Origin of the sequence: Clostridium folliculivorans (genome assembly GCF_024341905.1) — a bacterium.
GTDB lineage: Bacteria > Bacillota > Clostridia > Clostridiales > Clostridiaceae > Clostridium_AR > Clostridium_AR folliculivorans.
Genome location: NZ_BQXY01000007.1, coordinates 186,022 through 202,580 on the forward strand (window position 1 = coordinate 186,022; position 16,559 = coordinate 202,580).

The following is a 16,559-nucleotide window of genomic DNA, read 5'->3' on the forward strand; positions in this document are numbered from 1 at the left end:
GACCTTCAAAACTGAAAATATATTGCAAAAATTGTTAAATTTTTATCTTTACAAAAAATATGATTAGTGTATAATATATTTATAACAAATAATAATTATTAATTAATAAAATATGTATATTAATATAGATAGTTGAGGAGAGTGATCTTAATGCGTTCTTTAGAAGTTAAAGATGATATTCATTGGGTAGGAGCTTTAGATCCCGATTTAAGAATTTTTGATATTATAATGTATACTCCAAACGGAACAACTTATAACTCATACGTAGTTAAAGGTAGTGAAAAAGTAGCTATATTTGAAACAGTTAAAGTTCAATTTTTCGATCAATATATAGCTAGACTTAAAAGTTTAAATGTTGATATAAATAATATAGACTATATTGTTGTTGATCATACAGAGCCTGATCATGCTGGATCAGTAGCTAAACTCTTGGAACTTTCTCCTAATGCAAAAATAGTTGGATCTGCTCCAGCTATAAAATTCATGCGTAAAATTGCCAATACAGACTTCAAAGCAATTGTAGTTAATGATAAAGACACTATAAGTTTAGGTAATAAGACATTAACATTTATATCTGCTCCATTCTTACATTGGCCAGACTCTATATACACTTATATAAAAGAAGATAAGGTATTAATAACATGTGATTCATTTGGTAGTCATTTTTGCTTTGAAGGAGTGTTTGATGACTTAATACCTGCAGAAGATCATGATAGGTATATGGAATCTTTAAGATACTATTATGATTGTATAATGGGACCATTTAAGCCTTTTGTTTTAAAAGCAATCGAGAAAATAAAAGATCTTGATATAGACACAATTTGCACAGGCCACGGTCCAGTTCTCAGAACAACTGCATGGGATATAGTTAATTTATATAAAGAATGGAGCACACCTGCTTCACCAAGAGAAGATGGTAAGAAAAAAGTTACTATATCATATGTTTCAGCATATGGTTATACTGAACAATTAGCCCACAAGATAGCAGAGGGGATTACTTCTACTGGAGCTTATGAAATTAAAATATATAATGTAATTCATCATGATATGAAAGACATTGTTGCTGATATTAGTGATTCTGATGGTATCCTATTTGGTTCACCTACAATAGTTAGTGAGTTATTAGAACCTATCAGAGATGTGCTATCAAAATTAAACCCAGTTATACATGGTGGTAAAGTAGCAGCAGCTTTCGGTTCCTATGGATGGAGTGGAGAAGCTGTTCCAAGGATAGAAACAAGATTAGAAGAACTTAAGATGAATATTTACGGACCAGGATTAAAAATAAACTTCAAACCTTCTGAAGAAGACTTACAAAAGGCTTTTGAATTTGGAGTTGGTTTTGGAGAAACTGTTCTACAAAAAAAAAAATCTGAATACATCCCCAACAATAAACCAACACTAGAAAAAATTGAGGACCCAACTGGAGAATTAAAACTTTGGAAATGTGTTATATGTGGTGAAATATTCGAAAGTGAATTGCCACCTGAAATCTGCCCAGTTTGCGGTGCTGGAAGTGATCAATTTGTAGAAGTTGAAAGAGAAAATGCTGCATCTGTTGAAGAAAACAATGATAAATATATCATTATAGGTAATGGTGCAGCTGGCTTCTACGCAGCTAAAGCAATAAGAGAAAATAACAAAAAAGGCGAAATTACAATTGTATCTAAAGAAGAAGTAAGATCCTATTTTAGACCTCAATTATCAGATTTGATTACTAAAGATATTCCTGAAAATAAGTTCTATATAGCTCCTGAAAAATGGTACGAAGAAAATTCTATAAGACAACTACTTGGAGTTACAGTTACAGATATTATATCAGATGATAAAGTTATTAAATTGGATAATGGTGAATCCTTAAATTATGACAAGCTAATACTTGCTAACGGAAGTTACAATTTCATTCCTCCTACAGCAGTTATATCTCCCAATGGAGATAAGCTAGATGAATTAAATTCATTTAACTATTCTAAAATTAATGGAGTATATACAATTAAAGATGTTAATGATACTTATGAAGTTAAGAATGCTTTGAAGGATTCTAAAAATGCAATAGTTATTGGTGGTGGTTTATTAGGTTTAGAAGCAGCTTATGAAATATCCATGAAAGGTACTAATGTTACTGTAGTGGAGTTCTTACCAAGATTACTTCCTAGACAGTTGGATGAAGATGGTTCTAAGCTATTTAAAGATATAATTGATAAATCCGAAGTAAATGTTATCTTAGGGGAATGCTGCAAAGAAGTTATCGTTGAAAATAATACTGTGACTGCAATTAAACTAGCTAGTGGAAAAATCCTGAACTGTGACTTGCTCCTATTCTCAGTAGGCGTAAGACCACATTGTAATTTAGCAAAGCTTGCTGGCGTAAATATTAACAGAGGTATTTTAGTTAATGATAATATGGAAACAAATGTACCTTCAGTCTATGCTTGCGGAGACGTTGCAGAACTTAATGGTATAGTATATGGTACTTGGCCTGCCGCCATTGAAATGGGAAAGGTAGCAGGAACTAATGCTGTTTCAAGCTGTAAATCATTTAATAAATTTGTTTCATCTGTTATGTTTAATGCTTTAGGAGCTCATGTATTTTCCGCTGGTTCTGTAGATTTTGCGGATGACTCACTTGAAGAAGTTGCTAACAATGTTCCTAAAGATCAGTATAGTAAACTATTCTTTAAAGATGATAAACTTGTTGCAGGTATACTTATCGGCGGACTAGGAAAGGCAACTAAAATTCTATCTGGAATAGGTAAAGGAATATCTAAGTCAGATGCTTTATCCTCAGGTTTGATATCTTAATATAGATGAACCACTTCATAATTAAATTTATATTATCAGACTCTCCTCTCAGAACCCAGAGAAATTTTGATAATAGGTTTCGGATTGAAGTGTTTCATCTTACTATCTTTTTATAAATAGAGTTTTTATATGATGAATTTTAGATAAAGATAAATAATATAATTTTTTTATTGCTTTATTTATAAAAATAGAAAGGTAAAGATTTTTAAATCTTTACCTTTCTATTTTTTAGTTGTTATCTTCATTTACTACTTCATCATCATTCTCTATATTCTTTCGATGCCCAACAAATCTAAAGTCTTCAGCCACTACTTCTGCTATGTATTTTTTATTGCCATCTTTATCTTCATAGCTTCCCGTTCTTAGTCTTCCACTTAGACTTATTATACTTCCTTTTTTCATATATTTACAAACAACTTCAGCTTTCCTTCCCCAAAGGGTAACAGGAATTAAATCAGATTTTCTTTCCCCGTCTGAAGATTTAAAGTTTCTTTCTACAGCAATGATAAATTTAGTATATATTTTCTCGCTGTCTTCAACTAGTCTTAGTTCAGGGTCTCTTATTAATCTTCCTAATAAAACAATTTTATTCATATTTTAACCTCCTGAAAATTCATATTGTAAATTCTAACCATTCAGGAGATTTTTATACATATTTAATTAATCACTTAAAATAATTCTTTTACCACTCTATTGCTCTGCGAGAACAGCATTTATTTCTCCACCTAATAATAATATTAATGAAGTTATAAATAACCAGGTCATAAGTATAAACACCGCCCCAAGACTTCCATAAAATCTTGAATAATTACTAAAATTATTAACATAGTAGGAAAATAAATATGATACTAATAACCACCCAACTGTGCTCACAACTGCTCCAGGAAGAACTTCAGACCATCCTAGTTTCCTACTTGGAGTAAAATGGTATAACGATGCAAATACTAATATCATCATAGATATTAAGAACATAAATCTAACCATATCCCACATAAATTTTATGGTTTCATCGAATGGAAATCTAGCCATCAAAAATTGTCCAATTAAATCTCCAAATACCATAAGAAATAATGTTATAACTATCATTAGTGCAAACACTATTGTACATAAAATAGCTATAGAGGTTACCTTAAAATATGATCTACTCTCCTTTACCTCGTACGCCTTATTTAAACCTTTTATAACTCCACTAAATCCAGAAGAAGATGTCCATAATGCAAGCAACAAACTTATCCATAGCAAGTTTTTTTGCTGGACTTCAACTACTTCTATTACTGTAGATCTTATTAGATTAAATGCACTCACTGGTAAAACTAAACTCAAGCTTGATAAAATTTGTTCACTTTTTAAGCTACTCATTCCTACAATCGTCATTATAAACATCAAGAATGGAAAAAATGAAAGTATTAAATTATATGCTAGCTGAGAAGCTAAAGCAAAGATATCATCATTCATCACTTTTTTTATAAGTGTTTTTAAAATATCAGTCAAACAACCTTTTTTTACTAAACAATCTTTTTTCATTAGACCACCTTTTTTAATGCTCGTAATAATAATATATTGTTCTGATATGTATTATTATTACCTATAATATTTAAATTATATATGGCAATTTATATCTAACGTGCTATCAACTATATAGATGGACCACTTCGAACAGCAATCTATTTTTAAAACACTCACGGGTTCTGGCGAGAGATTTTAAAAATAATATATTTTATTACAAAGTGGTACATCCATATAATAAAAAAGTCACTACTTTCCACTAAATACTATGCGCTTTCTTAAAAAATTTACTTATAAATGCTCTTAGTACTTTATCTTTTGTTATATATAAAAGTACTAAATAATATAGTACATTAACTGCTACTGCTATGAAGAACACTGGAACAACTCTATTTGTTATCATTCTTATCCCTAAAGTTATAGGAATAAACATCAAAGAATATATGAGATACTTAAGCTTCTCTAGCCTAAATAAATGTAGCTTTACCTTGAGAATAAATATTGAATATATTAGCTCCATACTAATTAGTAGGAAATTAGCTAATGCCGTTGTATAAATAGCCGTAACTGCTGAAAATATACCGAGTTTAATTAGAGTTATATTAAATATCAAATTCATTATACCTGCCGCTAATATGAATAATACAAGTCTTCTTTCTCTTCTTTTTACATATAATATTTGATTAGTAAATACAGATTCAAATGCCGAAGTTATCATAAACAAAGCAAAACCTTGTAATACAGGGATAGTGTCAACATACTTTGCACCACCATAAATAAGCACTATTTCTCTTGCTACAACAAATATACCTAATGCAGCTGGAAATATGAAAGCAAATAGATTTTCACATACCTTATTTAAAAGATTGTGATATCCGTCTTGATCATCTTTTGCAATAATGTTTGCCAATCTCGGTATTGTTACATACACAACTGATAATATTAAAGTATTTACCATAGATGTTATATATGAAGATAAGGTATAGTATGCTACAGACCTATCATTAACATAACTTCCTAGCATGACTCTATCAAGCTGTATATAGAGCATATTAGCATTTCCCATCACTAGAGACATTAATAGATATTTTATATGAATATTTAATTTTATGCCTTTAAAGTCAAATCCTATCCTTTTCTTTATATAAATAAAACTTACAAAGTAATTTAAAAGAGTATATGCATTTATTATTAACGTATATATAATATAGTCTTTTTCTGTCCTAACAAAAGCAAAAAGGCAAACAAGATATAAAATCCTAACAATTATTGTTTTTATAGCTATAAAATCATAATTTTCTAAAGCTTCATTCGCCCATTCAATATAAAATACATTTGCAAATATATTGATAGAATACAACATTAATACAGGATACTTTATAGTTCCTCCGTACTCCATATTGGTAAATATAATGAATATGCTTAAAACTATTATATTTGCTATAACTCCTATAACAAACAAACTCGTAAATACCGTCCTAAGCTTTTCTTTATCATTCCTTATTCTGCTCATTTCTCTCAAACCATACTGATAAATTCCAAAGGTCGCAAAGATATAAAAATAATTATATATAGCATCTGCGTGATTGATCATTCCCATATGATCATCACCTATTACTCTGTAAGCATAAGGTCCAATTATTAATGGCACAATTATATTAAAAGTACTTAATAACACTTTAAAGATTACATTTCTTGTTATAGATTTATTCTTTTCCATTAGCTTAACCTTCCGTAATTAAAAATAAAAATTTATTCTATACAACAAGTAATTATATTTTATAGTAGTGCTATTGTCCATTAATAAAGTGTTACATTTATGAATAAATTAATACTTATAGCTGAACTTTATTGGAGTATCATGTTGAAATAAAGTGGTCATGCATACAATGCTTTAATGAGCTTACGCAAAGAATTAATATGATTTTGTCATATTCCATGGCTAAAACTGTAAACTCACTACGTTCGAACAGTACAGTTTTTAACGCCATTCCATCTGAAAAAATCATTTAATTCTAATAGCTCGCTCATATAGCATCTCCTGCATAACCACTTTATTTCAATAATATATCAAGCATAATCTGTAATTAAATCTCTGTACTGTGGTCATGTCCTTGTAATTTAAAACTTTTCTATTTTATTTATGTAATAGTAAGTAGTATAATTTACTTGTTATGTAAATATTAATTTATACATGATTTAAAAATCCAAAACCTAATGTTTTCAAAGCTACTACGGGTTATGGGCATATAACTAAAAATATAACTTTATTAGATTTAGAGAGGATGAATTGTATGATAAATACTATAGAAAATCAATTTTTAAAAATAAGCAGCTCAACTCATGGTGGTGAGCTTCACAGCATATTATCAAAAATAGATGGTACAGAATTCCTTTGGAATGGTGATGAGGCTTTTTGGAAATACCATGCTCCAATTCTATTTCCTATTGTAGGAAAAGTAAATAATAACGAGTACTCAGTAGATGGGCTTAAATATACGCTTCCTCAACATGGCCTTGCCAGAGTAAAGGATTTTGCGCTAGTAGAAAAAACTGAGAATTCTTTTACATATGAATTACAATATTCTGAAGAAACCTTAAAAGTATTTCCTTTCAAATTTTCACTTAAAATCATATATTCTTTATTTGAAAACACTTTAAACATTAATTATGTGGTAAACAATATTGACTCTAAAGATATGTTTTTCTCAATAGGTGCACATCCTGCTTTTATGTGCCCTTTATTAGAAAGCGAAACAATGGATGACTATTATTTCGAGTTTAGTGAAAATGAAACAAGTTCTTTAATGCCACTAAATAGTAACGGCTTTTTTAAGAGAGAACAGATTCCATTTTTAGAAAACGAAAAAATAATTCCTTTATCCAAAGAATTGTTTAAAAATGATGCATTAGTTCTAAAAAACTTAAATTCAGAAGTAATTTCCTTAAAGTCTAAAAATCATTCTAAATCACTTGATTTTAACTTTTCAGAATTTCCTTATCTAGGACTTTGGTCAAAGCCATCAGGTGCACCTTTTGTTTGCATTGAGCCGTGGCTTGGACATTCTGATTTCGAAGACTTTACTGGAGACTTTTCACAAAAGGAAGGAATTTTAAAGCTTGCAGAAAGCGAAACCTTCTCTTGTAATTATTCAATAAAGTTTAATGTCTAATAATATAAGCAACATGTTTTTAATGAGAGAATAAAAAATATAAGTTCTACTACCAATCGATGCCTATATATATAGTTAATATTAAAGTGGTACACCAATATGAAATGGTGTACCACTTTATCATTTAGCTTCTGTATTCCAAAATTCTTGTAGCTCAGCTTTCAATGAATTTGAGTCCTTTATAATATTATATTTACTTACCCATTCCCTTGGCATCAAACTCATATATTTATTAGTAGCAAACCTGTCATCAATAAGTAAGACTGCCCCTATATCTTCTTCTGTTCTAATAACTCTTCCAGCAGCCTGAAGTACCTTATTCATACCAGGGTAGGTATAAGAATAGTCATATCCTGTAGCATTATCATCGAAAAAGTTTCTTATCAATTCTCTTTCAGTGCATAGTTGAGGAAGTCCAACACCAACAATTACAGCACCTATAAGCCTGTCGTTTGTTAAATCTATTCCTTCAGAAAATATCCCACCAATTACACAAAAAGCTATCAGGGTATTTTGCGGATTGTTACTAAATCTATTAAGAAACTCTTCTCTTTCCTCTTCATTCATTTCTCCACTCTGTAGTAAAATGGATAATCTTGGATATGTTTTTGTAAATTCTTCATATACATTAATCATAAATGAGTATGATGGCAAAAACACCATATAATTACCTAATTTTGAACTTGTAAAATTATATATATAATCAACTATACCTGTTATATTCTTCTCTCTATGCTTATATCTTGTAGACAGTTTCACTATATTTAAACTCATGTTCTCTCTATTAAAAGGTGAGGCTAACCTAAGTTTATAACTATGCTCATTGCCTCCCAATATATCAATAAAATAATTTAACGGCGTCAATGTGGCAGAAAATATTATTCTACTACTTGCTCTCTCCATTGAACTTATCATCTTATTTCTAGGATAAATGCAAAATAATTTTAATATAACCTTTTTATTTGAGCAATCTACATAGCTTATATAGCCATCATCATAACCCTCTCCTATACTTATAAAAGAATTCAATTGAAAATACAGTTCTAATATATTCTCGTAGCCTTCAGTACCTCTGCTCTTGATTAAATACTCATCACATTCCTTCAGAAAACTTCTTATCAATGGATATATTTCTTTAGGATTTTCATCAAGCACCAGATGATCTTCTTGTATTTCTTCTGTCCTTCTTCTCAGCTCAATCATGAAAGTATTCAATGCATTAAGACTTTTATGCATTCCAGGTAATTTACCCTTAGCTATTTTCTTACAATCCATTATCTTACCTTTATCTATTTCAGCTGAAAACATTTCTCTTGAACGTTCTACCAAGTTATGTGCCTCATCAACTAAGAAAATATATTTTTCACTTACATCCTCAAAAAATCTTCTTAAGTATACCTTAGGATCAAATGCATAATTATAATCACAAATTATAGCATCACATGAAAATGTTAGATCTAAAGAAAATTCAAAAGGGCATACCTGGTGTTTCATAGCATATTTCTCAATTATACTCCTTGTTAATGAATCCTCATTTGTTATTATATCTAAAGTAGCCTCATTTACTTTATCATAGTAGTTCTCAGCATACTTGCATTCTTCTGGATTACATGCCGCTCCTTTGTTAAAACATATTTTATCTTTTGCAGTAATTGTAATTGATTTGCAACTTAAACCCTTTTCTCTTAATCTTTGAAACCCTTCTTCTGCAACTGTTCGAGTTATAGTTTTAGCAGTAAGATAAAAAATTCTATCTCCATGTCCTTCAGCTAATGCTTTTACTGCAGGAAATATAGTTGATATTGTTTTCCCTATACCTGTAGGAGCCTGAACAAATAAGGTATCTTCTTGCTTTATTGTGTTATACGCAGCAACTGCAAGTTCTCTTTGACCTTTTCTATAGGCATTAAAAGGAAAATTAACTTCATAAATGGAATTATTTCTTTTCTCCTTCCATTCAATCTCCCTCTCTGCCCATAAACAATATCTCTCTACCACACTCATAACAAAACTTTTAAGGTCGAATTCACTAAAACTTTTTCTTATGGATTTAACTTCATTTGTACTCAGTTGATAATAGCTAAGTTGAATATCAATCTTATCAAGCTTATTATCAGCCAAATAAAAGTAAGCATAAAATTTAGCTTGAGCCCAATGAAGTGGATTATAATCTTCGTCTATAATAATTAAGTTGCTATTAGTACTCTTTATTTCCTCAATGATACTGATGCTACCATCCTTAATTATCCCATCAGCTCTTCCTTCAATAATGATATCGAATTTATCAAATTGAAACTTATGTTTCATATATACTTCTTTTTGATAATCTGAAAGTTCCTTTTCATTTTGCTTTTGAAGCTTCTGATGAGCTTTAATACCTTCTTGAGCCCTCGACCTGCTCATGAATCTATTATCTATACTTCCCGTTCTAAGTATAAATTCTACTATGTTCCTAACTGATATTTTAATATCCTTTTTTTCCATATATTCATCCTTTTTCTCAACGATGCAACTTTAGTGGTATAATTAAAACACGATAAGTTAATTATAGAATAACAAATGTGTATGTCAAAGGGAGATTTTGCAACATGAATTTAAGTCTTTTAAAAAGATATGTCCCTGTTTTATTTGTAGTTATATGCGGTGTTTTTGTTGGGATATATCTATCTTTCATATATGATAATCAAAATGCAAGTGCTACAATAATTAAAGTTAGGTCTTTTTCACTAAAACAACACACTTCACTTAACTCCAAAGCATCATATAATGGATTAGTCCACGTGATTGATTATGATACTTCTATTGTAATTGATCTTAGATATGCTACAGATAATAACTTCACTAAGAAAAAGGTTTATCCAAAAGATATATGCCTTCTTCAGAAAGGTACTCTTGACAAGCTCATTGCAGCAAATAATGAGTTTAAGACTCTTGGGTACAGAATAAAAATATGGGATGCATACCGCCCGCCAGAAGTACAGCAATATTTTTGGAGCATAGTTCATGATACTCGCTTTATTGCAAGCCCTTACGCAAATTGGTCCAGGCACAATAGGGGAGCTGCAGTTGATATAACCTTAGTCGATGAGAACGGAAAAGAAATAGAGATGCCTACTGGTTTTGATGAATTTAGTACCACTGCATATAGAAATAGTACTTCTATGAGCATAAACGCTAGAAATAATATGAATTTACTTACTTCCATTATGGAAAAACACGGTTTTGATCCTATACAAACTGAATGGTGGCACTACGATGATAAGAATGCCGACAATTATCCAGTTGTAAATTTATCTTTAAGTGATATACAATAATAAAAATTATATACTGGTCTAGATAGTAAAAAATATGCATGCACAAATTCTAAAATTTTGTGCATGCATATTTTTCAACCAATAGGAAAAATTTATTCAGCGTGATATTCATTCACTAATTTTTGAACTAACTTTTTAATTACACTTGCTTGTGCTATAAGGGACATCACCATTAAAAATATTCTTATTCTTTCTTCATCTGATGAAGCTAGCTTCAAGTTTTTCACGAAATCTTCTATCTTCTGCTCATTTAACAAAGGTGCTTTCAAAAAGTCATTAAAAGTATCTGTTTGAACTTCAGAAAATACTTTATACGCATCTTCCCATGATATTATATCATCAGTTCTGTCATTTATCTCATTAAATGCTAGTCTAAATACTTTCTTTATTTCCTCTGTTGTTAGTAATGGCCTCATGTAACTTAGAAGCATCAATTGTGCAAGGTGTAACTTTGTATAGCCTCTCTTTTTTCCATCCTCTGGTTTAGTTATTACTTCACTTTTTATATAGTTTTGAACAATATTGTTTGTATATTTATCATCTATAAACTTATCATTTAAATAATCAATAACTTGCGATAAAAATAAATCATATTTCGGTAACTCATCATAAGAAACCATACTGTTCTTTGACATTTCTTCTGCTAATTCTATTACATAGCTTAAATCGAAACTCTTGTCGTCCATAATAACACCTCTAAATATAATCAATTTACTTTATCTTTTAATAATATTATATAGTACATATAAACCTATTACAAGTTTATTCTACCTATTTATTTTCCCTATTTATAATTATTTATTATGTATGGATGTATCACTTCATATTTAATCTTATCCAAATAAAGATTAACAGATCGATCGAAACTTTTATTTGCTATTTGAGATTTATTGTTAGTAAAATATTTAATTATCGTATTTTTCCACACTAATCCACAGTTATTCACAGGTTATGAACAGTATATGTTGATAACTTAACACAACATATTGTGTTTGTATTCAAAATGTAATCTTTTCTGCACATTATCCACAATTCTCATGTGGATAACCTGTTTATTACATGTGGAAATACTGCTAAAATAATCTGCTATTCAACAAATTATTTTATTTTAATACATTTAAAATATTACATTATTTTTACAGACTAATTACTTTTTGCATTTATTAATTATTTGCCCTAATAGTAATTTGTTAATTTTATAATATTATTGGGTTATTTCCCATATAAATATAAGCAATTTTTATTTTTTTTACATATACTATTAATATAGAAATAAAACTATCTATCACAAATAGATTAATTTCGACAATACTAATCTACTATTCCAACAAATTACTTTTTTTATTTACCAATTTTATTTTTTAACAAATACTCATTTTTTTCAATAATTTGCTATTAATTTCTTTAAAAATATTAATTTAATTATTTATTATTGAAGATATAGCAAATTTATTGCGGAATTATGTATTTTTAAAGCTAATTAGCGGTATTGACTTTTGAAAAAAATGGTAGTATATTATGGATATAAGTTTACTGAATAAAACTTTTGTAAAAAACTTAAAAATGTTATCAATTAATATTGACTTTATATTACATTTTTGCTAGTATTATAATATAATTTGTCGAAAGATGTAGGATATGAGGAGGAAACAAAAATGAAATCAACAGGTGTAGTTAGAAGAGTAGATGAGTTAGGAAGAATAGTTATTCCTATAGAATTAAGAAGAACTTTAGACATAGCAGAAAAAGATGCTCTAGAAATATATGTAGATGGTGAACAAATAATTTTAAAGAAATATGAACCAGCTTGTATATTCTGTGGAGATGCAAGAGATGTTGTAAACTACAGAGGAAAGAATATCTGTAAGAACTGCTTAGTAGAACTTAAAAACGATAACAAATAATTATATATAGTTTTAATTTTCACTTTAAATAAGCGCTTCGACTCCCCTTGAAGCGCTTATTTTTTTTGCATTATATGAAAACTTATAATTAAAACCCAGTATATCTAGCTATTTTATTTATTTTATTAACTTTTACATATACAAAAAATTTCAAAACTTTACCCACTACATATTGGTAGAATATTTATAAACTTCTGATTTAGGAAGTTTTCGTTCCTTTGCCACCATTTTTATCGCTTCTTTCTTTTCCATACCATTATTTATATTTCTTAAGATATGTTCTTCAATACTTAAATCTTCCCATGTTGCTTTTTTTTCATTTTCAATAGCTTCTTTAGATTTACCTTCTAAAACCAATACAAATTCGCCCTTAGGCTGCTTATTTGAAAAGTATGAGATGGCTTCGCTAATAGTAACTCTCACAATTTCCTCATGAAGTTTAGTGAGCTCTCTGCATATAGCTATTCTTCTATCTCCAAACACTTCTTTCAAAAAGTCTAATGTACTTAGTAATCTATGAGGAGCTTCATAGAATATTATAGTTTCACTTCTATCCTTAAGCGTATCAACTACTTCCATCCTATCCTTGTTTTCTCTAGGTAAAAATCCTCTAAACATGAACTTAGTGGTATCAAAACCCGAATAAACCAATGCAGTAGTAGTTGCAGTAGCCCCAGGCAACACTTCAAATTGTATATTCTCTTCAATACACCTTTTCACTAGTATTTCACCTGGATCTGATATCCCAGGTGTACCAGCATCTGATACAATAGCAACAGATCTTCCTGAATTAATTATACCTATTATATCTTCACTCTTGCCATACTCATTATGTTTATGGTAACTAATTAGGGTTTTTTTGATCTCATAATGATTAAGAAGTTTTAAAGTTTGCCTAGTATCTTCTGCTGCTATTATATCCACTGTCTTAAGAACTTCTAGAGCTCTTAATGTTATATCTTTTAAATTCCCTATTGGTGTAGGAACTAAATAAAGCTTTGTCATACTTATTACCTTCTCCCATAGATTTTTTCTATTTCGTCACTGTACTGTCCATTGTCATTATATACATAAAGAGGGGCTTCCCATCTCATAAACTTTCCACCATCTCTCTGACCCTCTACTAAAACTATATTAGGCTCTCTTGTTGTATTAGGATGAACCATCCTAACTCTTTTAGGCTCAATTCTATGCTTTCTCATTAAACCAAATATATCAGCAAGGCGTTCTGGTCTGTGTACCATATAGAATCTACCATTATCCTTAAGGAGCACTCTTGCTGCAATTATCACATCTTCTAAAGTACATAATATTTCATGTCTTGCAATAGCCGTCTTATCACTTGGATTAATTATCCCTGAACTAGCTAATTTATAAGGCGGATTTACAGTAACAACATCGGCTTTCTTTATACTTTTTAAAAGTTGTAAGTCCGTTAAGTCTCCACATATAAAATCCATCCTATCTCCAAGTCTATTTATCTTAATGCTTCGATTAGCCATCTCTACCATTTCTTCTTGAACTTCAAGTCCAGTTATGCTTAAAGCCTTAGTCTTTCCAGCCAATACAAATGGTACTATTCCTGTACCTGTACACATATCTATAACTCTGCTGTTATTTTTTACATTCGCAAAGTTAGCTAATAGAACCGCATCTACGCCAAACCTAAATCCGTCTTTTTTTTGAATTAAGTGTATTCCACCTAATTGTAAATCATCTATACTCTCATCTTCATTTACAATCTTCTTTATTTCATCTTCATTTATATTTAACATTATGTTCCTCTCTCTTTTTAATTTGATATATGGATGCACCACTCTACAGATCTACCTAATCTATATCATTGCCATATAACACATTTATATATTATACCTAACAATATCAAATATTTAAACAGATCATTTTATCATAAGGATTTCATATGTTACCTTAACTTTAATCATTAGATTACAGTACTCAAAAAGAATAACTTACAGAAACTTAATCTTCGCAAATTTATTATAGAATTAATTTCAATATTTATAATATCCATTCACATAGTAAATATATCTTGCATATCTATATATTGGCAAGCGGATAAGTTTTATTTTTTACTGTATTACCTAAAACATTATGTTAAACTCTTCAGATTATTACGCTTAACTGTCATTTAGAATTTATAATTTCATATACAGTAAAAAATCCAATGAAGTCATATTGACCTCATTGGATAAACTATTTACTAACTAAGCTCTCATTTTTAAATAATAATTATTGAACTCTTCTTGATGCAACATAACCGTAGATAGGTCCTACTTTTACATCTTCACCAGTTCTAGGTGCATGAATCATTTGACCACCACCTACATATATACCAACATGTTCTGGTCTTGATGCAGTTCCTCTTGTAAACACCAAATCACCTGGTTGTAAATCTGCGTAAGACACTGCAGAACCAACATTTATTTGATCATATGTCGTTCTTGGAAGGCTAACTCCAAACTTTCTAAATACATAACTAGTGAACCCTGAACAATCAAAAGAACTTGGTCCAGTAGCCCCCCATGCATAAGGAGTACCTAAGTATTTATAAGCTTCTGATAAAACTGAAGAAGATGCAGCCGGTACAGCTCCTCCTCCTCTACTGTATACTGGAGTTGTAACTGTAGTTTTACTTTTTACTGTATCTTTAGCCTGTTCGATATATTTTACTATTTCACTATCTAAATCAGAACTTACTACAGTTTTTCTCACTTGTCTTAACATATCTATAGCAGAATTCAAGTCAGAAGTTGAACTTGAAGCATTTTGTATTATAGATACTGGATATTGTATAAGCATGCTCTCAGATTGTTTTAAGTCTTGAGCAACTTTCTTTTGTTGTTCTTGCAAATCCGCAACCATTTTAAGCTGATCACTCTTCTTAGCATTTAATTCATCTAACTGATTTTGAGTACTTTCATTTAGTTTAGCTAATTGATCATTTTTTGTTTTTAACTCACTTACCTTATCATCAAGCTTTTGCTTTTGATCTTTTAACTCAGTTATGATTTGCTTATCTAAACTCATAAGCTTTCCAACAGCTTCCATCTTGCTGACGAAATCACTAAAATCTCTTGAACTTAAAATTACTGCTAAATAACTTTCCTGTCCTCCAGTTTTGTAAATAGCTCTCATTCTTTCTCCAAAAACTTCTTCTTTGGCATCAAGGTCTGCTCTAGCCTTATCAATCTCATCCTGAGTACTTTTAATTTGCTTTTCTACGCTTTTAATTTCATTCTTATTCTTATCAATTTGTATTACTAGTGGTTGTATTTGGTCATCTAATGCATCTATCTTATCAGTCAAATCACTTATCTTATTTTTTACATCAGAGTATTTGTCTCTACTATCTTGTATTTGTTGCTTTTGATTATCAGTAAGTGGCTCCGCATGTGCCTGTACACCAATCCCAAATACCAAACTGAATACGATTAACGTTGATATAGCTCTCTTATTCATGCGTATTCTCAGTTTACACATATTATATAAAATACTATAACATACGCAAACTGCTCCCCCCCTATCATTGTTTTATACTAAAATTATAACATTAAACACTTTTCGATAACAATATAAATATTTACCAATTTGTTACCTTTTATGTTTTGTTAACAATTTGTTAATCCTTTTACCTCCTAAAACTGCTATATAACTGGACAAATTGTATATCCAGACTAAAATTATAATTTTTAGTTAACACTTATAATATAGTTGTTTATAAGGGTATTTTTTATGCATGCCTTTTATTGGGTAGAATACCAATCAATATTTATGTATAACTTAGCAACATAATTGGAACTTTAAAAACATTAGAGAATTTTTTTCATTATAACCCACTT

12 protein-coding genes are annotated in these 16,559 nt (G+C 29.7%); 4 read left to right on the plus strand and 8 right to left on the minus strand.

What is annotated here, in order from left to right; translation table 11 throughout:
• Window positions 1-150 precede the first annotated feature (150 nt).
• Window positions 151-2,802 carry an FAD-dependent oxidoreductase gene (locus OCU55_RS18510; RefSeq protein WP_261853776.1) on the plus strand — a complete coding sequence of 884 codons (2,652 nt, stop codon included), beginning with the start codon at window positions 151-153 and terminating at the stop codon, window positions 2,800-2,802.
• Window positions 2,803-3,030: 228 nt separating this feature from the next.
• On the opposite strand, the gene OCU55_RS18515 is transcribed toward OCU55_RS18510, so the two are convergent.
• From OCU55_RS18515 to OCU55_RS18525, 3 genes are all read right to left on the minus strand, one after another.
• Window positions 3,031-3,396, minus strand: coding sequence for a single-stranded DNA-binding protein (locus OCU55_RS18515; protein WP_261853777.1), 366 nt, complete (start codon window positions 3,394-3,396; stop codon window positions 3,031-3,033).
• A 96-nt stretch (window positions 3,397-3,492) separates the two neighbouring features.
• Window positions 3,493-4,326, minus strand: coding sequence for a YihY/virulence factor BrkB family protein (locus tag OCU55_RS18520; RefSeq protein WP_261853778.1), 834 nt, complete (start codon window positions 4,324-4,326; stop codon window positions 3,493-3,495).
• A gap of 241 nt (window positions 4,327-4,567) precedes the next feature.
• On the minus strand, window positions 4,568-6,028 hold the full coding sequence (locus OCU55_RS18525) for an oligosaccharide flippase family protein (protein ID WP_261853779.1): 1,461 nt from the start codon (window positions 6,026-6,028) through the stop codon (window positions 4,568-4,570).
• Between the two features lie 574 nt (window positions 6,029-6,602).
• Here OCU55_RS18525 and OCU55_RS18530 point away from each other — a divergent pair.
• Complete coding sequence (locus OCU55_RS18530; RefSeq protein WP_261853780.1) at window positions 6,603-7,481, plus strand: aldose 1-epimerase family protein; 879 nt, start codon at window positions 6,603-6,605, stop codon at window positions 7,479-7,481.
• Window positions 7,482-7,601: 120 nt separating this feature from the next.
• On the opposite strand, the gene OCU55_RS18535 is transcribed toward OCU55_RS18530, so the two are convergent.
• The gene (locus OCU55_RS18535; RefSeq protein WP_261853781.1) at window positions 7,602-9,965 is read right to left on the minus strand and encodes an ATP-dependent DNA helicase; all 2,364 of its coding nucleotides are present in this window, start codon (window positions 9,963-9,965) and stop codon (window positions 7,602-7,604) included.
• A 104-nt stretch (window positions 9,966-10,069) separates the two neighbouring features.
• Here OCU55_RS18535 and OCU55_RS18540 point away from each other — a divergent pair, with 104 nt between their 5' ends.
• Window positions 10,070-10,795 (plus strand): M15 family metallopeptidase, encoded by a 726-nt coding sequence (locus OCU55_RS18540; protein WP_261853782.1) that lies wholly within the window; start codon window positions 10,070-10,072, stop codon window positions 10,793-10,795.
• A gap of 92 nt (window positions 10,796-10,887) precedes the next feature.
• Here the strand turns inward: OCU55_RS18540 and OCU55_RS18545 are convergent, their stop codons facing one another.
• On the minus strand, window positions 10,888-11,481 hold the full coding sequence (locus OCU55_RS18545) for a DUF1836 domain-containing protein (RefSeq protein WP_261853783.1): 594 nt from the start codon (window positions 11,479-11,481) through the stop codon (window positions 10,888-10,890).
• A 969-nt stretch (window positions 11,482-12,450) separates the two neighbouring features.
• Here OCU55_RS18545 and OCU55_RS18550 point away from each other — a divergent pair.
• On the plus strand, window positions 12,451-12,699 hold the full coding sequence (locus OCU55_RS18550) for an AbrB/MazE/SpoVT family DNA-binding domain-containing protein (RefSeq protein WP_261853784.1): 249 nt from the start codon (window positions 12,451-12,453) through the stop codon (window positions 12,697-12,699).
• Window positions 12,700-12,864: 165 nt separating this feature from the next.
• On the opposite strand, the gene rsmI is transcribed toward OCU55_RS18550, so the two are convergent.
• The 3 genes from rsmI to OCU55_RS18565 form a co-directional block, all read right to left on the minus strand.
• A complete protein-coding gene (rsmI, locus tag OCU55_RS18555; protein ID WP_261853827.1) occupies window positions 12,865-13,710 on the minus strand; it encodes a 16S rRNA (cytidine(1402)-2'-O)-methyltransferase in 846 nt (281 codons plus the stop codon).
• On the minus strand, window positions 13,710-14,474 hold the full coding sequence (locus tag OCU55_RS18560) for a tRNA1(Val) (adenine(37)-N6)-methyltransferase (RefSeq protein WP_261853785.1): 765 nt from the start codon (window positions 14,472-14,474) through the stop codon (window positions 13,710-13,712). The genes rsmI and OCU55_RS18560 overlap by 1 nt, the downstream gene beginning before the upstream one ends.
• A 475-nt stretch (window positions 14,475-14,949) precedes the next feature.
• Window positions 14,950-16,179, minus strand: coding sequence for a C40 family peptidase (locus tag OCU55_RS18565; protein WP_261853786.1), 1,230 nt, complete (start codon window positions 16,177-16,179; stop codon window positions 14,950-14,952).
• Between the last annotated feature and the right edge of the window lie 380 nt (window positions 16,180-16,559).

Coding starts and splice junctions, on each gene's coding strand:
- OCU55_RS18525 (WP_261853779.1), bottom strand. CDS start 6,028: ATGGAAAAGAATAAATCTATAACAAGAAATGTAATCTTTAAAGTGTTA.
- OCU55_RS18545 (WP_261853783.1), bottom strand. CDS start 11,481: ATGGACGACAAGAGTTTCGATTTAAGCTATGTAATAGAATTAGCAGAA.
- OCU55_RS18535 (WP_261853781.1), bottom strand. CDS start 9,965: ATGGAAAAAAAGGATATTAAAATATCAGTTAGGAACATAGTAGAATTT.
- OCU55_RS18520 (WP_261853778.1), bottom strand. CDS start 4,326: ATGAAAAAAGATTGTTTAGTAAAAAAAGGTTGTTTGACTGATATTTTA.
- OCU55_RS18565 (WP_261853786.1), bottom strand. CDS start 16,179: ATGAATAAGAGAGCTATATCAACGTTAATCGTATTCAGTTTGGTATTT.
- OCU55_RS18540 (WP_261853782.1), top strand. CDS start 10,070: ATGAATTTAAGTCTTTTAAAAAGATATGTCCCTGTTTTATTTGTAGTT.
- OCU55_RS18530 (WP_261853780.1), top strand. CDS start 6,603: ATGATAAATACTATAGAAAATCAATTTTTAAAAATAAGCAGCTCAACT.
- OCU55_RS18510 (WP_261853776.1), top strand. CDS start 151: ATGCGTTCTTTAGAAGTTAAAGATGATATTCATTGGGTAGGAGCTTTA.
- OCU55_RS18560 (WP_261853785.1), bottom strand. CDS start 14,474: ATGTTAAATATAAATGAAGATGAAATAAAGAAGATTGTAAATGAAGAT.
- OCU55_RS18515 (WP_261853777.1), bottom strand. CDS start 3,396: ATGAATAAAATTGTTTTATTAGGAAGATTAATAAGAGACCCTGAACTA.
- OCU55_RS18550 (WP_261853784.1), top strand. CDS start 12,451: ATGAAATCAACAGGTGTAGTTAGAAGAGTAGATGAGTTAGGAAGAATA.